Origin of the sequence: Burkholderia sp. PAMC 28687 (assembly GCF_001577465.1) — a bacterium.
In the GTDB taxonomy this organism is placed as follows: Bacteria; Pseudomonadota; Gammaproteobacteria; order Burkholderiales; family Burkholderiaceae; genus Caballeronia.
This window is the reverse complement of sequence record NZ_CP014505.1, coordinates 402,059-424,636: the sequence shown is the minus strand read 5'-3', so window position 1 is coordinate 424,636 and position 22,578 is coordinate 402,059. Positions and strand designations below refer to the sequence as shown.

Here is a 22,578-nt window from a genome sequence, read left to right as displayed (position 1 = left end):
GGTCTTGCTTACAAGTCGATTTCGCCAAAGCGCAATCACACTGCTGTTTGCGGGATGACAGGTGGGACGGTTGTAATACCTGAAGCTGCGAGATATCGACGTTCATCGATCGACCTTGCCATCCTCAGGAATTTGCTTGTGCAGATGTCTATACCGCACAGCCTTATCGTCCAGTCGATGCGGCCTATCCCTTACAATACGGCCACCTCACGACATTAAAGCGCACGTACGGACGCCATGACTCGAGATCCCCGCATCACCTTGAACGCACGACAGCAAGAGCTGCTCGACTGGGTGCAACGCGATGGCTTCGTGACCGTCGAGGACCTGGCCACACATTTCGACGTCACCCCACAGACCATTCGCCGCGACGTCAACTGGCTCTCGGACATGAACCTGCTGCGCCGTTACCACGGCGGCGCGAGCCTTCCGACCAGTTCGGAGAACGTCTCGTACACGGCGCGCCAGCGCATGTTCCACGATGAAAAGCGCCGCATCGCCGCGCTGGTTGCATCGCATATTCCTGATCAGGCTTCGCTCTTCATCAACCTCGGCACCACGACCGAGGAAGTTGCCCGGGCGCTGAACCGGCACCGCGGCTTGCACGTGATAACGAACAACCTCAACGTGGCGGCCATGATGAGCGGCTACCCCGATTGCGAAGTACTGATCACCGGCGGCATTGTCCGTCCATGGGACAAGGGCATTGTCGGTGAGCTTGCCATCGACTTCATCCGGCAGTTCAAGGTGGATTTTGCGATCATCGGGGCGTCAAGTATTGAACCCGACGGCACACTGCGCGACTTCGATACCCGCGAGGTCCGCGTGGCCGAAGCGATCATCAATCACGCACGCACCGTCTTTCTCGCCGCCGATCACTCGAAATTTGGCCGTCCGGCGCTTGTCCGGCTCGGTCATCTGAACCAGATCGACGCGCTTTTCACCGATGCCCCCACGCCGCCGGAAATGGCCGAAACGCTCACGGGTGCGAACACGCAGGTGTACATCGCCGAGTAAGGTTTCGATGAGCGCAACCGAAATCGATGTGTGCGCTGCGGCACGAACCTCAGGTAATTTCTACGTTTTCCCGCTCCCGCCGAACCGCTTTCGCGCCTCCCAAAAGTCAAACCCATTATTTTGCGCAAGCGTTTGGCACTCGAGCAACGCTTGCATACAATCAAATCCCGGCTACGCAGCGCCGCCTTTCCAGGGTTCAGGAAGCGGCTGTTCGCCATAGGTCTGCCGGCTCGAAGTTCCTGCCTCGCTTAACGCGTCATGGAGAACACGATGCTCAGTCCGCACGAATTTGCCACGCTGCTCCTGCTACAGGAAGCACCCAACCAGATGGACATGGTTCGCGACGAACTCGACGCCCTCCTCGAGCGTCAGCTCGTGCAACTAGAGAATCTCGCATCGGGACTTCAGCTCTGGAGCCTCACGGCTACTGGCGACTCCACGATGAAGGCAATCAAGCGGTACTCGTAACCTTCGCTTCGCCTAATCCGCCCTACTTCGGAACTCAGCCCGCGCGCAACGTCGGATCGACGGCGGCGCGCCAACTGAGCGCTTGCGCTCGCTGATTGGCAAAGAACGTCGCCCATGCGCTTTGCGCCTCGGTCGTGCGGCTGGCCGCGAACGCCGAATGCTGGTCCGCGATCCCCGCCTGGAACGCGCAGAACTGATCCTTCGATAACTTGCCGCGCTTTTGCGCCACATACGCATCGAATAACGCCGAGTACACGCTCTGCGCATCCGCGCCGTAATCCACGGCGGTCGAACCGCACATGGACTGCAGCGCACTCAAGGAAGGCGCGCCCATCGACCCCGACATATCGGGCGTCGAAACACATCCGCCCAGCACCAGCGCCCCAAACGCGCCTGCCACCAGCAACTTTCGCATTGTCTTTACTCCCGGTTTTCACTTTCCACAGTATCGGTCTGACGCCGCCTTCGCGCCACTCGGCCAAACGGCCTATTGCTTTGGTAAACGACCGAAAACCAAGAATATTCGCCAAAACGAAGCAGTAGCCGATCAGCCGACTTTACATTTTCGTTTTTGTTCGTTAAATTTCGAATTCGAACATTTATGTTCTGCCAGAGCGCGGCGAAGGCAAACGAGGCGAATAAGCGATGCAAGATAATCTTTTCGATGTGCTCGTCGTGGGCGGCGGGGTCAATGGCACGGGCATCGCACGCGACGCGTCGGGTCGGGGTTTGAGCGTGCTGTTGTGCGAGAAGGACGATCTGGCGTCGCATACGTCGTCATCGAGCACCAAGCTCATTCACGGCGGCCTGCGTTATCTCGAATATGGCGAATACTCGCTCGTGCGCAAGGCGTTGCAGGAACGTGAAGTGTTGCTGCGCGCGGCGCCCCACATCATGTGGCCGCTGCGTTTCGTGATGCCGCACGTGCCCAACCTGCGCCCGGCCTGGATGATCCGCGCCGGCCTTTTCCTCTACGATCACCTCGCGCGGCGCCAGTTGCTGCCGGGGTCGAGAGGCATCGACATGCGAAAACACCCCGCCGGGGCGCCGCTCATCGATTCGATCAAGCGCGGTTTTGTGTATTCCGATGGCTGGGTGGACGACGCGCGCCTGGTCGTGCTGAACGCGGTCGATGCGCAGGAACACGGCGCGGTGATCAAGACCCGCACGCGGCTTGTCAGCGCGGCGCGCAACGACGGTGTGTGGCACGCCACGCTCGTGGACGATCACGGCGCGACGCTCGACGTGCAAGCGCGTTCCATCGCGAACGCGGCGGGTCCTTGGGTCAGCGAACTGCTCAAAGGGTCGCTTGGCAGCGGCACACACACGCGCCATACCGTGCGCCTCGTCAAAGGCAGCCATATCGTCACGCGTCGCCTCTTTGAACATGACCACGCGTACATCTTCCAGAATCCGGACAAGCGCATCATCTTCGCAATTCCCTACGAGCACGATTACACGCTGATCGGCACGACGGATCTGGAGTATCACGGCGATACATCGAAGGTGACCATCAGTCCGGAAGAGACCACTTACCTGTGCGAGTCGATTAACCGGTACTTCAAGAAGCACATCGGCCCCGACGATGTCTGCTGGAGCTATTCCGGCGTGCGCGGACTGCTGGAAGACGAGAACGCGGAAAACGCATCGGCCGTCACGCGCGACTATCTGCTCGAACTCGATACCCCCGCAAACCAGGCGCCGCTGTTATCGGTGTTCGGCGGGAAGATCACCACCTTTCGCAAGCTCGCGGAAGAAGCCGTCGATAAACTCGGCGACGCGCTCCAGTCCTCCGCCAAAAGCAAGACGTGGACGGAAGGCGCGCCGCTGCCGGGCGGTGATATCGCCGATGCGAATTTCGATAGATTCCTCGCCGCGTTGAAGCAGAACAAGCCATGGCTGCCGGCGGATCTGGCTCACAGGTATGCACGCGCTTATGGAACCCGTGTCCAAAAGCTGCTCGGCGATGCAACCTCGCTGACCGATCTGGGCGAAGCCATCGCGCCAGGCCTTTACGAGGCCGAACTGCGCTATCTGCGCGACAACGAATGGGCGACCTGCGCCGACGATGTCCTGTGGCGCCGTTCGAAACTCGGCCTGCATATAGAACCCGGATCGCTGGATGAGGTGACGCGGCGTATCGACGGATGGTTTGCACAAACACAAGCATGGGCGCAACCGCAATTTCAATCCGCGCCGCTGGCTCCATCGCGAACCGCCGTGTAAAAACCTATCCTGCCGCGCCTGATAACGGTGTGACGATATCTTCGTTTGATGCAACTTCTGCCGATGCTAGTCTTTCCTTCACCGATGCCGCGCCGGTCTGCGCGGCATGTCCGAATGGAGGCTCATCATGGTTGCACCGGCTTATTCATCGCTGGAACTCGTGCGCGAATCGTACGACGCACGCGAGCCGGCCGAACGCGCCGAGGCAACGCGGGCGGCATCGGCGGAAATTCATCGTGAGGAACACATTCCTCAGACAAGCGCTCAGGAAGCAAACGACGCGCTGGAATATCTTGTCGGCGTGAACCTGGCGCGGCTGCGCGCCGAACGCCAGCTTTCGCTCGACGCCCTCGCCCGCGCATCCGGCGTTTCCCGTGCGATGCTCGCGCAGATCGAATCGGCCCGCAGCGTGCCGTCCATCAAGGTCTTGCACAAGATCGCCGGGGCGTTGAAGGTGTCGGTCGCGGCGTTTTTGCGGCGTCATGCAACGAACGGCATCGAGTTCCTTGCGGCCGATCAGTCGACGCGGCTGGTGACATCGAATGGACGTTTTTCGGCGCGACCGCTGTTTCCGCTGAGCGCGCCGGCATCGGCGGAATTCCATGAGTTGCGCATCGCGCCGCTGCACACCGAGACTGGCAGCCCCAGGCCGCCCGGCACCACGGTCAATCTGGTCGTGAGCGACGGCACGCTGGAGCTGCGCGTGCATGACCGCACGCAATTGCTCGGCACTGGCGACGCCATTGTCTTCGACGCCGACCAGCCCCACGCGCTGCGCAATCCCGGCAGCACGGAAGCGCGCGCTTACCAGGTCACGGTGAATGCGGAAACGCCGCCGCGCTGGCATGTGCCGGGCGATTCACGGCGTATCGAAGAGACGAATTAAGTTCGCCAGCCAACGCGCCGCTACTAAGCGGCGCTGCAACATTGGCTGGCATGTTGTATCCTGGAATTAGTCGCGGTTTTTAAGTGTCCAGCGACAAGTCAGTACGTCTTCAGGGCGGGGTGTAATTCCCCACCGGCGGTATGCGTCAGGTTTTAAAGCCCGACGCGAGCCCGCGAGCGCCCGTGGACCGGATCGTAGTCGTTGTACGAACCGGACCATGGGGTCAGCAGATCTGGTGAGATGCCAGAGCCGACGGTCATAGTCCGGATGAGAGAAGATGTGCAGATGGTCATGTTCGTATCGCGTGTTTGTCGTGGCGTCTTGACGTCCGCGCCAGGTCTCGCGTGCCGTTCTGCCTGTTTGCAATGCCCTGAAACGTTTTTCGCCCATTTCTATTGCGAGAGCGTTTCATCATGTCCGTAGCTGCTTCCAGCCTCAATCGCTTCACTCCCGACGCATTCGCCGACTTCGAGCAACTTCGCTCGGCCGAAAATTCCGTCAAGACCCCTCCCCGAATCGCCGCCGCGCTGCAAGCCTTGCGCGAAGGCCGCGCCGTTGCATTGCTCGACGACGATGACCGCGAAAACGAAGCCGACCTGATCTACGCGGCGGAAAAGCTCGACGTTGAAGGCATGGCGCTGATGATCCGCGAGTGCAGCGGCATTGTGTGTCTGTGCCTGCCGGACGACGCCGTGCGCGCGCTGCATCTCCCGCCCATGGTCGCCGACAACGGCAGCAAGTACGGCACGGCCTTCACGGTATCGATAGAAGCACGCGAAGGCGTCACCACAGGCGTGTCCGCCGTGGACCGGCTGACGACGATTCGCGCGGCGATTGCGGATGGCGCGAAGCCGGGCGATATCGTGAGTCCGGGTCACGTGTTTCCGTTGCGTGCGCAACCGGGCGGCGTTCTCACGCGGCGCGGACATACGGAAGGGACGGTCGATCTCGCGATTCTCGCGGGCCTGAAACCCGCCGGCGTGCTGTGCGAACTCATGAACCCGGATGGAACGATGGCACGAGGCGCGCAAATCGATGCGTTCGTGAAGGAGCGGAATATCCCGGTGCTGACCATCGCCGAACTGGCGGATTTCCGGATGGCGTTGGCAGACGCTCGGGAAACCCTTCAGGAAACCCACGCAGCTGAAGAAACCGTCTAACGCGGCTTCCACACAAAAAAACGCGGCTCGAGAGCCGCGTTTTTTTAAGCACAACGTCAAGGCTGCGCTTTCAAAACCGCTCCGAACTTCTTGTAGAGCCAAACCGAGCAAGTCGCGGTCGTCGCCGTGTAGAACAGAGTGACGATGCTCTGCACGACCAGCAAACCCACGGTCAGGCTATCGGTGGAAGCCGCCGTCGCCAGCATCTCCGTGACCACGGTGAACACCGTCGCAATCGCCACGATCGGCAAGATGGCGACCACCGCCGTCGATGCAATCGCCCAGAAATGTCCGCGTGAATCTTCCCACGCGGCGCGCCATGCAAGCCGCCCGCCCGCCGCGGTGTGAGGAAACAGCAGTGCGAGGCGCGCCGACACGTAGCTCATGCCGCAAAGCGCGAGGATGGCGAGCGTGGCGGTGGCCGCCATCGATGTCCCGCTCGACAATCCCGCCAGCCGCATCAGGATCCACGCGATCACAACAACGATGGTCGCCCCCACATAGGCCGCGACCAATGCGATGCACAGCAGGAAATATCGGCGGAAACCGGCGTCCCAGAGGCGTTTTGGCTGTGCTTCCACGTCATTGCCACCCGGCTTTGCGTGCAGCGTCATCGAGAAGCGAATCACCTGAACCGCCAGCACCGCGATCACGAGCGACTGCAAGAACGCGAGTCCGAGCGATGTGAGCGAATGACCCAGCGCGGCGCCGTGGACGGCGCTGCCATCGGTCATCGATGAAAGCGGGCTGGCCGAAGGCGGCGCTGAGAGTTGTTCCTGATATCCGGCGACGCCCGTGCCGAGCACGAGGACGAACGCCAGCAGGAAAAGCGTGGGCATGCGCCGCACGGACAGCGCGGCGTCGCGCCATGCGCCCCTCAGGCATTGGCTCAGCGTGATGTCTTCCATAAAACCCCGGTCGAAAAGCGTGTTGAAGCGCGGATTGCAGCAATCAGCCACATGGTGACGAATTGCGGCGCGCACGACACGCTAATCGGTTGAGGTCGCCGGGTCAATGACATCGGGCCACGGGGAATGTCAGAGCGCATCGGCCGGTCCACAATGCAGTAATGCAACAGTATCTTGACCGACCTGGTCGTCCATCGGGGAATTGGTCCTTTCGGCATTGATCGTCTGCCTAGTCGCGCCAATATCCCGCCGGTGGCGTGTATTTGACCGGAGATCTTCTCGAATGTTTGGATTAAATGTATTTCCGGTGCATACCGAAATCGCCGCCGATTCAACCCCGACCAAGCCGTCGCAGCAGACCCCATCGCTGCTGCGAATAAAAGAGTGCAAAATAATCATCTCGGTGGCCCATTGCCTGTGTCCGAAAGCCGGGAAGGCCTGTCAACAGCTAACAATAGCGGCGCGCTTGAGACTACATTAAAGAAAAGGGCACACGTTTGTTTGAGACGGCCCGATAACATTGGATACGAACCACACTAGCTGATAAGGCCGAGCAAGCCAAGAAAGCCTCGAGTCTGTCATGACGCCCCTTCCTGATGCGGATGATAAGTCGCGTCGGTGACTTCCGGGAGACCGATTACGGGTATATCGGCCTCTCGTGGTAGAGCAAGCATATTAAAGGACGCGGCATTGCCGTAGATATTTTCCTGGATGCCGAAGAAGTTTGCTGGATTGAACAGCTGCGGAATGTGCCACCAGAGCCGATAGTCCTGGCTCCATAGCCATTCGATCAACGCCTGCGACTTATCATCCCGGTCGTTCTCCAGATACAGTACAGGGCGCGATGCGGCCAGAAGATTAACGGCCCCGTGCAGCGTATGTAGTTCAAAGCCCTCTACGTCGATTTTAATCAGGCCGACTGGGTGGTCTGCAAGTACGTCGTCCAGGCGAACACAAGGTATTGCAATGTCCTGATTAGCCGGGCTTGCATGCATGGATACGCCGCCGAAGTTGCCCGGTGCGTTGTAGTCAGGCGAGGAAAAGTACACGGTCTCTGCTTTAGCCCCACACGCCCAAGGCCATGCGCGTACATTCGTAATGCCATTAAGTGCAAGATTGGCGCACAAGTTCTGGAAAATGAATGGTTGCGGCTCGAAAGCGAACATCTCACGTCGTTGTTGGGCCGCCTGTCTGGCGAGCGCAACGGTATGCGTGCCTACATTGGCACCAACCTCGACGACAGCACCCGGGCGAACAAACAACTGGCTCAGAAACTGCCCTTCGATCTCGGCATACTCGCCGTATTCGAGCATCGCTTTGCCGATGTAGAAGTCGCTGGGGTTTGCGAGCATCCATCCATGCCTGGCTTGAACCAACGTATAGGGTTCGGCAACTTGCATAATCTGCCTTTTAAGCGGCCTATCGGTCGATAAGTTCATGTGCTGAAGTTCTTTCTGATCTTGAAGAAGGAATGTATCGCGCGTCATAAATTCGATGAGGCGTCAGATCTCATTCCCGCAGTTCCCGAAACGACCCGATCTCACTAAAGCGCGTCAATGCGTTGGTCGCTGACCGGTCTGAAGAAATGTTCGTTGTACTAGGCAATGTGCACAAGGACGCCGTCGTGCCAGACATGCCGAAACACGGCCAGCCGCGCCCCGGATATCAGTAGTATAAAACGGTATTCGACGCATTCCTGAGCATTGACAATAGTTAACGAAATTCCTGATCGCGGAAGACATGGACATCGCTACGCGCACTCACACGTGCGAAAGGAACATCGCACTGCAGGCCGACGCGCATAAGTCAGCAGGATCGGTTATGTGCTGACCGAAGTCACCAGCGGGCCTCGACCGAGCGATCGGCATCGGCTTGCCTCTCAACCACAGCACAGGGCCGTCTGGTGTCGAATCCGTTTGCATCGCTCGCAGAATGGGACATCACGTCATTCGGTAGCGAACGCAGCGTACCTGTCCTGAGCGTGAGGAAAGATTTGGAGCGGTGGCAGCCGGTTCTTGCAATGTAATCCTGCTGCCAGCCGCGCTTGGCCCGAGTATGCACCGCATCTTTTTTAATCGACGCAAAGTCGCGATTGCCTGACAACACAGCGGCGCGCACGCGATTAAGCGTCCTGGCGGGTTCCGGTGCTTCGGCGCACTCGGACGGCCGCAGAAAACAATTGCGCGCACTGAGCGCGAGGCCATTGGCGTCGCGCATGGTCTCAGCCGCGACAGTCTCCGGGGGCAAAGCGCGCGGGCGCCTGGCCACGGCCATCGAGACGGCCTGCGTACCACGTTACGGCGAGCGCCACGATCGCCACCACCGCCGCAACCCACGGAAGCGAATCCAGCGGATGACCTTGCTGCAGCACCACGCCGCCGAGCCACGCGCCGCCGGCGTTACCCAGATTAAACGCACCGATATTGAGCGTCGATGCCAGGTTCGGCGCGTGTTTCGCCTTCTCCACCACCCGGGTTTGCAGCGGCGGCACGGTCGCAAACGCGGCAATGCCCCAGATGAAAATCGTGATCGCGGCGAGGATCTGGTTGTGACTGGTCTTTGCGAACACGGCCATGATGATGGCGAGCGCGACGAGAATGCCCATCAGCGACGGCATCAGCGCCCGGTCCGCGAGCTTCCCGCCGATCGTATTGCCGATCGTGAGTCCAACGCCGAACAGCACCAGCACGAGCGTCACGCCGTGGGGCCCGAAGCCGCTGACCTGCTCGAGGATCGGCGCAATATAGGTGAACACCACAAAGACGCCGCCGAAGCCGAGCACCGTCATGGCCAGTGCCAGCCAGACTTGCGGCTCTTTCAGCACGCGCAGTTCGTGGCCGAAGTTCGACGGTCCTGAATCGTGTTTGTTGGGAACGAGCGCAGCCACGCCGATCAGCGACACCAGCCCGAGCACCGATACCACCCAGAACGTCGCGCGCCATCCGAACTGCTGCCCGACAAACGTCCCGAACGGCACGCCCAGCACATTCGCCAGAGTGAGCCCGGTGAACATCAGCGCAATTGCGCTTGCCCGCTTTTCAGCCGGAACGAGCGACGCTGCGACCACCGCGCCGATGCCGAAAAACGAGCCGTGCGCGAACGATGTCACCACGCGCGCCACCATCAGCATCGAATAGCCGGGCGCCATGGCACACAAGACGTTGCCCACGATAAATACGCCCATCAGCAATTGCAGCGAAAGTTTGCGCGGCAATTTTGCGGTGAGTACGGCAAGCAGCGGCGCACCGACGGCTACGCCAAGCGCATAGCCAGTGACGAGAAAGCCGGCAGACGGTATCGATACAGCCAGGTCGCGGGCCACATCGGGCAGCAGGCCCATGATCACGAACTCGGTCGTGCCGATGGCAAAGGCGCTGATGGCAAGCGCTAGAAGTGGGATAGGCATGGGAAGGTCCTAGGTATTAAGAAAGCTGGACGACAAATTCGACGACCACGCCGGGCGCAAGCTGCACGAACACCTGGCGTTCGCGGGAAACCGGCACGTCGGCTTCGGAAAACGGCACGGCATGCTCGTGCAGACGCGCGAGCAAGGTTTGCCATTCGGCTTCATCGGTTACGCGCAGCGCAATGTGGTCAATACGCGTCGCCGCTCGCCCTCCGGCCGGCGCCACAAGCACCGATCCGCTTTCGACCAGATGCACGACCGGCGCGCCGTTCAGATACAGCCAGCAACCGCCTATGCCGAACGGCGGACGCGGGCCGATGGTCATGCCGGCTACGTCGGTGAAAAAACGGCGCATTGGCTCGCAATCGGGCGTGACGATGGTGGCGTGATCCAGCTTCATATCGACTTCCTACGCTGCAATGCATCAAATTCTCCGTCACAGGTAAGGTTTTGATAATTGGCGTAGCATTTGAAGCATTATCAAATTGCAATTGAGAGTGACGATGGATCGACTCGGCGATATGCGCCTGTTCGTTGAAGCCGCGGCGCTCGGCAGCTTGTCGGCGGCGGGGAGGAAGCTGGGTTTGTCGCCGGCGGCCGCCAGCGCGCGCCTGCTCAAGCTGGAAAAATCCCTCACGGCGCGATTGTTCGAGCGCACCACGCGCCAGCTCCGCCTCACCGACGAAGGCCAGCTTTATCTCAGGCATTGCCGGATCGCGCTGCAGGCCATTGAAGACGGCGAAGCCGCGCTGCATGCCGGGCAGAACCTCGTGCGCGGCAAAGTGCGGATCTCGGCAACATCGGATTTCGGGCGCAACCTGCTCTGCCACTGGCTCGATGAATTCAGCCGGATTCACCCCGACGTCAGCTTCGCGCTGACCCTGGCGGATTCGGTGTCGAACCTGTTGCGCGAGGACATCGACCTGGCGATCCGCTTCGGACTTCCGCCCGATGCCAGCCTCGTCGCGCGCCGCCTCGCGCCAAACCGGCGTGTGCTGTGCGCATCGCCGGAATATTTGGCGAAGCACGGCGAGCCGAAAACGCCCGCCGATCTCGCCGGGCATTCGTTCTCGGTGCTGGTGACATCGACGGGTACGCTGAACGAAATCAACTTCGTGCGCGGCGACGAGCGGTATTCCCACATCATCCCGCTTGCCGACGCTTGGGAAACCAACGACGGCGCCTTGTCCCGCGCGTGGGCGCTGGCGGGGCAAGGCATCGCGCACAAATCGATATGGGATATCGCCGCCGATGTCCGCTCCGGCGCGCTGAAAATGCTGCTCGCCGACTGGTGTTCGCACGAGGCGGCGGTCCATGCGCTGTTCCACGCGAACCGGTACATGGCGCCGCGCGTACGCGTTCTGCTGGATTTCCTCACTGAACGCTTCGCGCGCGCGACGGAAGAATTGCTCGGCGACCTGGCCTACCCGCCCGGCCAGCCCGGGCGAGAAGTCGAGCGGGCGCTATAATATTGGGCTAAACGATGCGCGAATTCCGGCCGAACAGGTCTGAATCAGCGCTAAAACACGTGAAAGAATCCCTTCAACGCATCAAACACCGCGCCCCCAGACTAATCACTGCGACCGGCGAAATTCATGACCAAGAAAGTTTATGTAAAGACATTCGGCTGCCAGATGAACGAGTACGACTCCGACAAAATGGTCGACGTCCTCAACGCAGCCAATGGCCTCATCCAGACAAACACGCCGGAAGACGCGGACGTGATCCTCTTCAACACGTGCTCCGTGCGTGAAAAAGCGCAGGAAAAGGTCTTCTCTGACCTCGGCCGCGTGCGTGAATTGAAGGAAGCGAATCCGAACCTGATCATCGGCGTGGGTGGATGCGTGGCGAGCCAAGAAGGCGCGGCGATCGTTTCCCGCGCGCCCTACGTGGACTTGGTGTTTGGCCCGCAGACCTTGCATCGGCTGCCGGACATGATCGCGAAACGCAGTTCCAGCGGGCGCTCGCAAGTCGACATCTCGTTTCCCGAAATCGAAAAGTTCGATCACTTGCCGCCGGCGCGCGTGGATGGCCCGAGCGCGTTTGTATCAATCATGGAAGGGTGCAGCAAGTACTGCAGCTATTGCGTCGTGCCGTACACGCGCGGCGAAGAAGTCTCCCGGCCGCTCGACGACGTGCTGACTGAAATCGCCGGTCTCGCCGACCAGGGCGTGCGCGAAGTCACCATGCTCGGGCAGAACGTGAATGCGTATCGCGGGCCGGTGACGCAGCACTCCACTGATATTGCCGACTTCGCCACGTTGATTGAATATGTGGCGGAGATTCCGGGTATCGAACGGATTCGTTACACCACGTCGCATCCGAAGGAATTCACGCAACGGCTGATCGATACCTACGCGAAAGTGCCGAAGCTCGTGAGCCACCTGCACCTGCCCGTGCAGCACGGCTCCGACCGCATCCTGATGGCCATGAAGCGTGGCTACACGGTGCTCGAATACAAGTCGGTGATCCGCAAGCTGCGCGCGATCCGCCCGGATCTGTCGCTGTCAACCGACATGATCGTCGGTTTCCCCGGCGAGACCGAGGACGATTTCCAGAAGATGATGAAGCTCATCGACGAAATGAGCTACGACACGAGTTTCTCGTTCATCTACAGCCCGCGTCCCGGCACGCCCGCCGCGAACCTGCACGACGACACGCCGCGCGAAGTGAAGCTCAAGCGTTTGCAGCATCTGCAGGCGACCATCGAGGCGAACGTCGCGAAAATCAGCAATTCCATGCTGGGTTCGGTGCAGCGTATTCTGGTGGAAGGACCGTCGCGCAAGGACCCGAGCGAACTCGCCGGACGCACGGAAAACAATCGTGTGGTGAATTTCCCGGTACCGATTTCGTCGCACAAACGGCTGATCGGCCAGATGGTCGATGTAGAAATCAACGTGGCATACCCCCATTCGTTGCGCGGCGAATTGATTTTGACGCCGGCCACGACTCACTAAACTGAAGCTTCGACAGGACCCCGACTCTCGCCTTGAAGACCGCTCAGCAGCATATGGAATTCACCGCACCGCGCGACGACAACGCGCGGCTCGCCAACCTGTGTGGCCCGCTCGACGAAAACCTGCGGCAGATCGAGCAGGCGCTCGACGTGACGCTCACGCGCCGCGGTCACAAGATCACGATCCGCGGACGCGGCGCGAAAGTGGCGCTCACGGCGCTCGAGAATTTCTACAACCGCGCAAAGGATTCGCTGTCGGTGGACGACATTCAACTGGCGCTGGTCGAGGCGCGCAATGCGGCGCGGCGGGGATTGAATGCCGCAAAACCATCGAACAATCTGAATTCCGATCCCGTCGATCCGCGTTTTCGCGGCGACCCCGATCATCCGTTCGATGAACCCAGCGTCACCATCGATTTGGGCGACGAGGAAGATCCGGGTCCGAAGCTTTACACACGGCGTGCGGACCTGCGCGGCCGCACGCCCATGCAGCGCGAATACCTGAAGCAGATCATCGCGCACGACGTGACTTTCGGCATCGGCCCGGCCGGTACGGGCAAGACGTATCTGGCGGTGGCGTGCGCAGTCGATGCGCTGGAGCGCGATCAGGTAAAGCGCATCGTCCTGACGCGCCCGGCGGTGGAAGCCGGCGAGCGTCTGGGTTTCCTGCCGGGCGATCTCGCGCAGAAAGTGGATCCGTATCTGCGCCCGTTGTACGACGCGCTCTACGACCTTCTCGGCTTCGATAAAACCGCGAAGATGTTCGAGCGCCAGATGATCGAGATCGCGCCGCTCGCCTACATGCGCGGCCGGACGCTCAACCACGCGTTCATCATCCTGGACGAGGCGCAGAACACCACGCCCGAGCAGATGAAGATGTTCCTGACGCGGATCGGCTTTGGCTCGAAGGCGGTCGTCACCGGCGACACCACGCAGGTCGACTTGCCGCGCGGTCACAAGAGCGGCTTGATCGAGGCGCAACATGTCCTGGCGGACGTGCGCGGCATTGCGATGACGCGTTTCACCAGCGTGGACGTGGTGCGCCATCCGCTCGTCGCGCGCATTGTGGAAGCGTACGACGCGCAGTCGCAGCGCGATTCCGACGCGGCCGCGGCAAAGTAAGCAGCGAATAAAGTCATGCCGAAACTTGCATTGACGCTGCAATTTCCCGCCGCGAAGGCGTATCCGGAGCACAAGGCGCTCTTGCCGCGTGCCATGGTCGCCAACTGGATCAAGGCGTCGCTCTTCGCGGACGCGGAACTGACGGTACGTTTCGTCGATACCGATGAAGGCCGCACGCTCAACCGGTCGTATCGGAACAAGGATTACGCAACGAACGTGCTGACCTTTGCGTATGCCGAATCGGAAGACGATCCGGTTTCGGGCGACCTGATCCTGTGTTGCCCGGTCGTGGAACGCGAAGCGCGTGAGCAGAACAAACCGCTCGCCGCGCATTACGCGCATCTGATCGTGCACGGCACGCTGCATGCTCAAGGCTACGATCATGAAGATTCCGCCGAGGCGGATGAAATGGAATCGATCGAAACCGGCATCATGCAAAAGCTCGGTTTCACCGATCCCTATTTGCCGTTGCCGCCTGATTAAGCCTTGACCGACATACCTCTCCCCCCTCCTGGATTGCCTGACGCCGACTACCCGCCGGTCTTTGCCGAGTCGCGCCTGCTTACCGACGCGGAACTGCTGGCATCGCGCGAAAAAGCGTTCGCACACTGGGATCGCAAGACGGATTTGTGGCTGTTCGGTTATGGCTCGCTGATCTGGAATCCGGGGTTGCCGGCCGTGGAAGCGGTGCGCAGCAAGGTGCACGGATATCATCGCGGCCTGTATTTATGGTCGCGCGTGAATCGCGGCACGCCCGAACAACCGGGCCTCGTCCTCGCGCTGGATCGGGGCGGTTCCTGTTCCGGCATGGCGTTCCGGCTTGCCGCCGAGGGCGCCGACGAACACCTCGAAGTACTGTGGCGGCGCGAAATGGCAATGAATTCGTATCGCGTCGCGTGGTTGCCATGCACGTTGATCGATGGCCGCCGTGTCGACGCGCTCGCATTCGTGATGCGCCGTGAAGCACCCACTTACACCGGCAAGCTCGGCGATCCGATCGTGCGCCGCGTCTTTGGCTGCGCGACCGGCCGATACGGCACTACGCTCGACTACGTCAGCCGCACCGTGGCCGCGCTGCGAGAATGCGGCATGCCGGACCGTGCGCTGGAGTCGCTTTTGCAACGATGCAAGGATGCGGATTCATCGCAGGAATGAATCTCTTCGGCGGAGATAGGCCGATTGGCTAACGTCAGGCGTCCGACATACTGCGCCCATATTTATCAGTTACGATGTTTGCACATGATGTAGCACGCGTTCGCGCCGGATCAATTGGCGCGAAATTTCCTTGGTGTATTCTTAACTTTCCGTGATTTTGCGTTCGGAACACTCCGCACGCCCCACTATGAACGACGCCTATCCCAGTCGACGATATACCGACAAACCTGCCGACAAACCGGAAAAGCGCACGCTGCTCGAGCGCCTGACCGATTTCATCTCGCACGAGCCGGAATCTCGCGACGAACTGCTGGAAGTTCTCCAGGACGCCCACGAACGCAATCTGCTCGACGCGGATTCGCTCTCCATGATCGAAGGCGTATTCCAGGTTTCCGAACTCTGCGCCCGCGACATCATGATTCCGCGTGCCCAGATGGACGCCATCAACATTGCTGAAACGCCCGAGCAATTCATCCCTTTCATGCTGGAAAAAGCGCACTCGCGTTATCCGGTATTTGAAAGCAATCGCGACAACGTAATCGGCGTGCTGCTTGCAAAAGACTTGCTGCGCTATTACCACGAAGAAGAATTCGATGTCCGCGGCATGCTGCGCCCCGCCGTTTTCATTCCCGAATCAAAGCGCCTGAATGTGCTGCTTCACGATTTCCGCGTGAACCGGAATCACATTGCAATCGTGGTGGATGAATACGGCGGCGTGGCCGGATTGATCACGATCGAAGACGTGCTGGAACAGATTGTTGGCGACATCGAAGACGAATACGACTTCGACGAAGAAGCCGGCAACATCATTGCCACGCCTGACGGCCGGCATCGTGTGCGCGCGCTCACGGGCATTGAACAGTTCAACGAAGAGTTCGGCACGCATTATTCCGACGACGAAGTCGACACCATCGGCGGGCTGGTGACGCATCGATTCGGCCGCGTGCCGCATCGTGGGGAGAAGGTGAAGATCGACGACTTCGTGTTCGAGATCCTGCGCGGCGACGCCCGCCAGATTCACGTGCTGAGAGTGCGGCGCGCGGTCAATACCCCGGCGCTCGATGGCCGCTCCCGCGACAGCGACGAAGACCGCGATTGAGAACGAGCATGAACGCGCGCATGAATCCCGTTTCACGCCGCGTGCTCATGCTGCCGGTCACACCATGACGCGCGACGGTCACGCCGCGTCATCCCCTACTTTCCAGTCGATTTCGTAATCCATGGCCGATTCCCGTTTTGCCTTGCGGCGCAGTAACCGGATTGATAGCGCCCAGTCCCTGCCGCTTTGGCATTACCTCGTCGCGGCAATCCTGGGCGCCGCGAACACCCTTTCATTCGCGCCCACGCCGCATGGCGGCTGGATCGAACTCGTGATCTTCACGTTGTTCTTTGCGTGGCTCACCCGTACCAGCGGATGGAAAGGCGCGGCCCTGACCGGCTGGGCGTTTGGTTTCGGCAATTTCGTCACCGGCGTCTGGTGGCTTTACGTCAGCATGCACGATTTCGGCGGCATGGCGGCGCCGCTGGCGGCCGCAGCGGTCGTGTTGTTCTCCATGTACATCGCGATCTACCCGGCCCTTGCAGGCGTTCTTTGGTCGTTTTGTGCGGGACGGGCGCGGTATGAAGAGAACGGCTCTGTAATCCCCGCCGCCGATGAACCGCGCTTCGTCCCCACATGGCACGGCGCATTCGCGTTCGCCAGTGCATGGGCCCTCGGCGAATGGCTGCGCGGACTGGTCTTCACGGGCTTCCCATGGCTTTCGAGCGGGTACGCCCAGGTCGACGGTCCGCTGGCAAGCTATGGGGCAATCGCGGGCGTGTATGGCGTTGGCTGGGTGCTGGCGCTCGTCGCTGCGTTGCTCGTGCAGGGCTTCTATACGTTTCGGCATGGCGACACGCCGTTCGCGAAGTTCGCGCCGTTTATCGGGGCGATCGTGCTGGTCGTGGCGGGCATGTTGCTGTCGCTGGTCGAATGGACGCTTCCCGCAAATGCGCCGCTGACCGTGCGGCTCTTGCAAGGCAACGTGAAGCAGGAAATGAAGTTCGAGCAGGAAGGCGTGAACCAGTCGCTGCAGCTTTACAAGAAGTTGATCACCGAGAAACCGGCTGACCTGATCGTGACGCCCGAAACCGCGTTCCCCGTTCTCGCCGTGCAAGTGCCGCAAGACCTCGCGCTGACACTGCGCAATTTCTCCGATACCACCAACTCGTCCATCCTGTTCGGCGCGATCGGCGTGACGGTTTCGCCCGAAGGCCGCGCGACCGATTATACGAACAGCCTGTTCGGCATCACGCCGAACCAGAAGGATGTGTACCGCTACGACAAACATCACCTCGTGCCCTTCGGCGAATTCGTGCCGACGGGTTTCCACTGGTTCGTGGCGCTCATGGGCATTCCACTCGGTGACCTGGGACGCGGTCCGCCGGTGCAGAAATCGTTCTTCGTGCACAACCAGCCAATTGCCGTCGATATCTGCTACGAAGATATTTTCGGCGAAGAAATCGCGCGCACGATTCGCGAGCAGGAAGCGCCCGCGGGCATTCTCGTGAACTCGACGAACCTCGCGTGGTTCGGCGACACGATTGCGCTCGACCAGCATTTGCAGATGGCCCGTATGCGCTCGATCGAAACCGGCCGCCCGATGCTTCGTTCCACGAACACCGGTACGACCGCGGTGATCGCGGCGAACGGCGCGGTGGTGGCAAGGCTTCCGGTCTACACGACGGGTTCCCTCGATGCCACCGTGCAAGGTACATCCGGGCGCACGCCTTACGTGACGAGCGGCAACATGACGGTGATCCTGGTGTCGCTGTTGCTGCTGGCATTTGGCTTCGCGTTCGCGCCGGGGCGCAAGAAGAGCTGAAACCAGCATATGCATTCTCCCGCCTTCATCATCCGCAAAGCCATGCGCGCCGACGCCGACGTTGCGTGGCGAATCCGCCGCGCCGCCGTGATGAGCGAGTGCATCAACGCGTATCCGCTCAAACAACTCGACGAATGGACAGGCGGGGCGACATCGAAAGCATTCGCCGATGCCGTCGAAGAACGGTTCCTCGTTGCAACCGTGGATGAGCGCGTTGCGGGCACTGGCATGATCGATGTCACTACCGGCAAGATCGATGCAATCTTCGTGGACCCGGCGTACATGAAACGCGGCATAGGTGCGGGGATGGTGCTGCATCTCGAAACGCTGGCGCGTGCCGGGGGTTGCACGAAGCTGCGGCTGGATTCCACGCTGAACGCGGCGCCCTTTTACCGCTCGCTGGGTTTCGTCGGCGATGAAATCGCGAAGTACCGCTCGCCGCGCGGCCTGACAATGGATTGCGTCCCGATGGTGAAACGTCTCGGCGCTTGACCCCGATTTCCCCTCCGAACGGCCTATGAGTCTGCTGTTCCACCCCAAAAAGTCGCGCTAGCCCCTCATTCCCGCTAAAATTCAAGGTTTTAGCCCTCCGGCCGTCGGAATTTCCGGTCCGCTTCGAAGGACGCCCGGACACGTTCATCCGCCGGCCCGACCTCGAAGGCACGCTTCAAAGGCATTCATGCTCACTTTTCAGCAAATCATCCTGACGCTGCAATCCTATTGGGACAACAAGGGTTGCGCGCTTCTCCAGCCAATCGACATGGAAGTCGGCGCGGGCACGTCGCACGTGCACACGTTCCTGCGCGCGATCGGCCCGGAACCGTGGCGTGCAGCGTATGTGCAGCCGTCGCGCCGCCCGAAGGACGGCCGCTACGGCGACAATCCTAACCGTCTGCAGCACTACTACCAGTATCAGGTGGTGCTGAAACCGGCGCCCGAGAACATTCTCGATCTGTACCTCGGCTCGCTCGAAGCGCTCGGCTTCGATCTGAAGCAGAACGACGTGCGTTTCGTGGAAGACGACTGGGAAAACCCGACGCTCGGCGCGTGGGGCCTCGGCTGGGAAGTCTGGCTGAACGGCATGGAAGTCACGCAGTTCACATACTTCCAGCAAGTTGGCGGTATCGATTGCAAGCCGGTGCTGGGCGAGATCACCTACGGCCTCGAACGGCTCGCCATGTATCTGCAGAAGGTCGAGAACGTCTATGACCTCGTGTGGACCGAATGGGAAGAAAACGGCCCGAATGGTCCCGAGACACGGCGCCTCACTTACGGCGACGTCTATCACCAGAACGAAGTGGAACAGTCCACGTACAACTTCGAGCACGCGAACGTCGACTTGCTGTTCACGTTCTTCAAGAGCTACGAAGCCGAAGCGAAAAAGATGATCGACGCAAAGCTGGCGTTGCCCGCGTATGAACTCGTGTTGAAAGCCGGCCACACGTTCAACCTGCTCGACGCACGCGGCGCGATTTCGGTGACGGAGCGCGCGGCGTACATCGGGCGGATTCGTGATCTTTCGCGCCTTGTCGCGAAGGGCTATTACGAGTCGCGCGAAGCGCTTGGTTTCCCGATGCTGGGCAACCCCGTACACGCCGCAGCCGGAGTCGTCACCGACGCCGAAGACGCCGCCAAGCCCTCGTGGGTGCCGGCGCTGAAGGTCGAGCGCAATATCGATCAGGCCTGACCAGAGCACGACATAACAATGACCGAATCCAATCCCGCATCGCTGCTCGTCGAGCTGCTGACCGAAGAACTGCCGCCAAAGGCGCTCGCGCGCCTTGGCACCTCGTTTGCCGAAGGCATCGTGCAGCGGCTTGCCGCGCGCGACCTCCTTGAAGGCGAAGCGAGTTTCGAGAAATTCGCCACGCCGCGCCGTCTCGCCGTGCTGATCAAGAACGTTCGCGCGGTTGCGCCCGAACGGCAAGTGCGCGAGAAAGTGCTGCCCGTCAGCGTAGCGCTCGATAAAGACGGACAATCCACCCCGCCGCTCGCGAAGAAACTTGCCGCGCTCGGGTTCCCCGATATCAAGATCGAAGATCTCGAGCGCGCGCAAGACGGCAAAGCCGAAGCGTTCTTCCTGCGCTACGCGGCGCCGGGCGCGACGCTCGCTGAAGGCCTGCAAACCGCGCTGACCGAGACGCTCGGCAAGTTGCCAATCCCGAAGCTCATGACGTATCAACGGCCCGACGGCACCAGCGTGCAGTTCGTGCGCCCGGTGCATGGGCTGATCGCGCTGCATGGCCGTGACATCGTGCCGGTGAGCGCGCTTGGCATCGATTCGGGCGACACCACGCTGGGTCATCGATTCCTCTCGAGCGGAATCGTGGCGATCGGTCACGCCGACGATTACTCGGAGACGCTGCGCTCGAAGGGCCGTGTAGTCGCGAATTTCGATGACCGCCGCGAATCCATCCGCACGCAGTTGCTCGCGTTTGCAGGCGAAGATCGCGTCGTGATGCCCGAGACGCTGCTCGACGAAGTGAACGCGCTGGTCGAATGGCCGGTCGTGTATCAGTGCCGTTTCGACGAATCGTTCCTGCAAGTGCCGCAGGAATGCCTGATCCTGACCATGCAGACGAACCAAAAGTATTTCGCGCTGACCGACGATCACGGCAAGCTGCGCTCGCGCTTCCTGATTGTGTCGAACATTGAAACAGAAACGCCGGCCGATATCGTGGAAGGCAACGAGCGCGTGATTCGTCCGCGTCTTGCCGACGCCAAGTTCTTCTTCGAGCAGGACAAGAAGAAGCGCCTGGCCGACCGCGTGCCGCTGCTGGCGAACGTGGTGTATCACAACAAACTTGGCTCGCAACTGCAGCGCGTGCAGCGCCTCGAAGCGCTGGCAGGCGAAATCGCCCCGATGATCGGCGTGGACGTCGCCGTGACGAAGCGCGCCGCCCTGCTCGCGAAGGCCGACTTGCTCACCGACATGGTCGGCGAATTCCCTGAATTGCAAGGCACGATGGGCACGTATTACGCGCGCCATGACGGCGAGCCGGAAGAGGTCGCGCTCGCGTGTTCGGAACATTACCAGCCGCGTTTTTCCGGCGATGAAACCCCGTCCACTGGCGTAAGCAGCGCCGTCGCCCTGGCCGACAAGCTGGAAACGCTCGTGGGCATCTGGGGTATCGGCTTGCAGCCGACGGGCGAAAAAGATCCGTTCGCGCTGCGCCGCCACGCGCTCGGTGTGTTACGCATTCTGCTGGAAAAGAAACTGGCTATCGATTTGCTCGACTTGCTGCGCATCGCGCAAAAGCAGTTTGCCGATATGCCGCAAGTCGCCGATTCGACCGACGCGATCTACGCATTTTTCATGGACCGTTTGCGGGGCGTGTTGCGCGAGCGCGGTTTCAACGCGGTCGAAATCGATGCCGTGCTGAGCCTGAACCCCACTCGACTGGATGACATCGTTGCGCGCCTCGAGGCCGTGCGTGAATTCGCGAGCTTGCCGGAGGCGGCATCGCTCGCGGCTGCGAACAAACGCATCTCGAACATCCTGAAGAAGTCGGCCGAAGGCGTGCCGGCAAGCGTGCAACCTGCGCTGCTGCAAGAAGCCGCCGAGAAAGCGCTGTACGCGCAGCTCGAGCAGGTTGCGCCGCAGGTGCAAAAGCAACTGGCCGAGCGCAACTACACGGAAGCACTGTCCGCGTTGTCCGCGTTGCGTGACGCGGTTGACACCTTCTTCAACGACGTCATGGTGAACGCCGAAGATCCCGCGCTGCGAAACAACCGCCTGGCTCTGCTCGGCGCGCTGCATCAGCAGATGAACTGCGTCGCGGATATCTCGAAGCTCGCCGCCTGATGCGACACACCATGCCGACCAACGCAAACAAGAAACTGGTGGTTCTCGATCGTGACGGCGTGATCAACGTCGACTCGGACGCATTCATCAAGTCGCCGGAAGAATGGGTTGCCATTCCCGGCAGTCTCGAAGCCATTGCGCGGCTGAATCAGGCCGGGTACCGCGTGGCGATTGCGTCGAACCAGTCAGGCATTGGCCGGGGTCTTTTCGACATGGCCGCGCTCAACGCCATGCACGTGAAGATGAACCGGGCGGTGGCGGCGGTCGGCGGGCGCATCGATGCGGTATTTTTCTGCCCGCATACGCAGGAAGACGAATGCGATTGCCGCAAGCCGAAGCCGGGCATGTTGCAGCAGATCGTGGAGCGTTTCGAGATCGATCCGGAGGACACGCCGGTGGTCGGCGACTCCCTGCGCGATCTGCAGGCCGGCGCCTCGCTTGGCTTCAAGTCGCATCTGGTGCTGACCGGCAAGGGACACAAGACGCTGGCGGCGGGGAACCTGCCGCCCAATACAAAAGTACACGACGACCTGCGCTCTTTCGCGCTGAATTTCCTCGCTGCAGATCACGACTGACGCGCCGGCTTTATCGTCGAATCCAAAGAA

Annotated in this window: 22 protein-coding genes and 1 riboswitch; of the genes, 16 read left to right on the top strand and 6 right to left on the bottom strand. The window is 60.7% G+C overall.

Features of this window, described 5'->3' with window-relative positions:
• Nucleotides 1-237: 237 nt before the first annotated feature.
• Nucleotides 238-1,017 carry a DeoR/GlpR family DNA-binding transcription regulator gene (locus AX768_RS01945; protein WP_061998554.1) on the top strand — a complete coding sequence of 260 codons (780 nt, stop codon included), beginning with the start codon at nucleotides 238-240 and terminating at the stop codon, nucleotides 1,015-1,017.
• A 270-nt stretch (nucleotides 1,018-1,287) separates the two neighbouring features.
• Complete coding sequence (locus tag AX768_RS01940) at nucleotides 1,288-1,485, top strand: hypothetical protein (RefSeq protein ID WP_062000698.1); 198 nt, start codon at nucleotides 1,288-1,290, stop codon at nucleotides 1,483-1,485.
• 34 nt (nucleotides 1,486-1,519) lie between these two features.
• On the opposite strand, the gene AX768_RS01935 is transcribed toward AX768_RS01940, so the two are convergent.
• Nucleotides 1,520-1,900 (bottom strand): hypothetical protein, encoded by a 381-nt coding sequence (locus tag AX768_RS01935; protein WP_061998553.1) that lies wholly within the window; start codon nucleotides 1,898-1,900, stop codon nucleotides 1,520-1,522.
• A gap of 230 nt (nucleotides 1,901-2,130) precedes the next feature.
• On the opposite strand from AX768_RS01935, the gene glpD reads away from it, so the two are divergent.
• The 3 genes from glpD (at nucleotide 2,131) to ribB (ending at nucleotide 5,757) form a co-directional block, all read left to right on the top strand.
• The gene (gene glpD / locus AX768_RS01930) at nucleotides 2,131-3,711 is read left to right on the top strand and encodes a glycerol-3-phosphate dehydrogenase (RefSeq protein WP_061998552.1); all 1,581 of its coding nucleotides are present in this window, start codon (nucleotides 2,131-2,133) and stop codon (nucleotides 3,709-3,711) included.
• Nucleotides 3,712-3,838: 127 nt separating this feature from the next.
• Nucleotides 3,839-4,597 carry a helix-turn-helix domain-containing protein gene (locus AX768_RS01925; protein ID WP_082778853.1) on the top strand — a complete coding sequence of 253 codons (759 nt, stop codon included), beginning with the start codon at nucleotides 3,839-3,841 and terminating at the stop codon, nucleotides 4,595-4,597.
• Between the two features lie 101 nt (nucleotides 4,598-4,698).
• Nucleotides 4,699-4,880: riboswitch (FMN riboswitch) on the top strand.
• 130 nt (nucleotides 4,881-5,010) lie between these two features.
• Nucleotides 5,011-5,757 carry a 3,4-dihydroxy-2-butanone-4-phosphate synthase gene (ribB, locus tag AX768_RS01920; protein WP_061998551.1) on the top strand — a complete coding sequence of 249 codons (747 nt, stop codon included), beginning with the start codon at nucleotides 5,011-5,013 and terminating at the stop codon, nucleotides 5,755-5,757.
• Nucleotides 5,758-5,813: 56 nt separating this feature from the next.
• Here ribB and AX768_RS01915 read toward each other — a convergent pair whose 3' ends face one another.
• From AX768_RS01915 to AX768_RS01895, 5 genes are all read right to left on the bottom strand, one after another.
• A complete protein-coding gene (locus AX768_RS01915; RefSeq protein WP_155524152.1) occupies nucleotides 5,814-6,740 on the bottom strand; it encodes a hypothetical protein in 927 nt (308 codons plus the stop codon).
• A 503-nt stretch (nucleotides 6,741-7,243) separates the two neighbouring features.
• Nucleotides 7,244-8,104, bottom strand: a complete 861-nt coding sequence (locus AX768_RS01910) for an FkbM family methyltransferase (protein ID WP_197672641.1) — start codon at nucleotides 8,102-8,104, stop codon at nucleotides 7,244-7,246.
• 397 nt (nucleotides 8,105-8,501) lie between these two features.
• Complete coding sequence (locus AX768_RS01905; protein WP_061998549.1) at nucleotides 8,502-8,882, bottom strand: pantoate--beta-alanine ligase; 381 nt, start codon at nucleotides 8,880-8,882, stop codon at nucleotides 8,502-8,504.
• A gap of 4 nt (nucleotides 8,883-8,886) precedes the next feature.
• Nucleotides 8,887-10,071 (bottom strand): MFS transporter, encoded by a 1,185-nt coding sequence (locus AX768_RS01900; protein WP_061998548.1) that lies wholly within the window; start codon nucleotides 10,069-10,071, stop codon nucleotides 8,887-8,889.
• 16 nt (nucleotides 10,072-10,087) lie between these two features.
• Nucleotides 10,088-10,471: a VOC family protein gene (locus AX768_RS01895; RefSeq protein WP_061998547.1), complete on the bottom strand. Its 384-nt coding sequence runs from the start codon at nucleotides 10,469-10,471 to the stop codon at nucleotides 10,088-10,090.
• 103 nt (nucleotides 10,472-10,574) lie between these two features.
• Between AX768_RS01895 and AX768_RS01890 the strand changes: the two genes are divergently transcribed.
• From AX768_RS01890 to gmhB, 11 genes are all read left to right on the top strand, one after another.
• Complete coding sequence (locus AX768_RS01890) at nucleotides 10,575-11,540, top strand: LysR family transcriptional regulator (RefSeq protein WP_061998546.1); 966 nt, start codon at nucleotides 10,575-10,577, stop codon at nucleotides 11,538-11,540.
• A 126-nt stretch (nucleotides 11,541-11,666) separates the two neighbouring features.
• Nucleotides 11,667-13,028, top strand: a complete 1,362-nt coding sequence (gene miaB / locus AX768_RS01885) for a tRNA (N6-isopentenyl adenosine(37)-C2)-methylthiotransferase MiaB (protein WP_061998545.1) — start codon at nucleotides 11,667-11,669, stop codon at nucleotides 13,026-13,028.
• A gap of 32 nt (nucleotides 13,029-13,060) precedes the next feature.
• Entirely contained in the window at nucleotides 13,061-14,149 is a 1,089-nt protein-coding gene (locus AX768_RS01880) for a PhoH family protein (RefSeq protein ID WP_061998544.1), read from the top strand.
• 15 nt (nucleotides 14,150-14,164) lie between these two features.
• Entirely contained in the window at nucleotides 14,165-14,632 is a 468-nt protein-coding gene (gene ybeY / locus AX768_RS01875) for an rRNA maturation RNase YbeY (RefSeq protein WP_061998543.1), read from the top strand.
• Nucleotides 14,633-14,635: 3 nt separating this feature from the next.
• Complete coding sequence (locus AX768_RS01870; RefSeq protein ID WP_061998542.1) at nucleotides 14,636-15,304, top strand: gamma-glutamylcyclotransferase; 669 nt, start codon at nucleotides 14,636-14,638, stop codon at nucleotides 15,302-15,304.
• A 187-nt stretch (nucleotides 15,305-15,491) separates the two neighbouring features.
• A complete protein-coding gene (locus AX768_RS01865; protein ID WP_061998541.1) occupies nucleotides 15,492-16,403 on the top strand; it encodes an HlyC/CorC family transporter in 912 nt (303 codons plus the stop codon).
• Between the two features lie 121 nt (nucleotides 16,404-16,524).
• On the top strand, nucleotides 16,525-18,168 hold the full coding sequence (gene lnt / locus AX768_RS01860) for an apolipoprotein N-acyltransferase (protein ID WP_061998540.1): 1,644 nt from the start codon (nucleotides 16,525-16,527) through the stop codon (nucleotides 18,166-18,168).
• Between the two features lie 9 nt (nucleotides 18,169-18,177).
• Nucleotides 18,178-18,660 (top strand): GNAT family N-acetyltransferase, encoded by a 483-nt coding sequence (locus AX768_RS01855; protein ID WP_061998539.1) that lies wholly within the window; start codon nucleotides 18,178-18,180, stop codon nucleotides 18,658-18,660.
• Between the two features lie 187 nt (nucleotides 18,661-18,847).
• On the top strand, nucleotides 18,848-19,855 hold the full coding sequence (glyQ, locus tag AX768_RS01850) for a glycine--tRNA ligase subunit alpha (protein WP_075358982.1): 1,008 nt from the start codon (nucleotides 18,848-18,850) through the stop codon (nucleotides 19,853-19,855).
• Between the two features lie 18 nt (nucleotides 19,856-19,873).
• Entirely contained in the window at nucleotides 19,874-21,973 is a 2,100-nt protein-coding gene (gene glyS, locus AX768_RS01845; protein WP_061998538.1) for a glycine--tRNA ligase subunit beta, read from the top strand.
• An 11-nt stretch (nucleotides 21,974-21,984) separates the two neighbouring features.
• Entirely contained in the window at nucleotides 21,985-22,548 is a 564-nt protein-coding gene (gene gmhB, locus AX768_RS01840) for a D-glycero-beta-D-manno-heptose 1,7-bisphosphate 7-phosphatase (RefSeq protein ID WP_062000695.1), read from the top strand.
• Nucleotides 22,549-22,578: the final 30 nt, after the last annotated feature.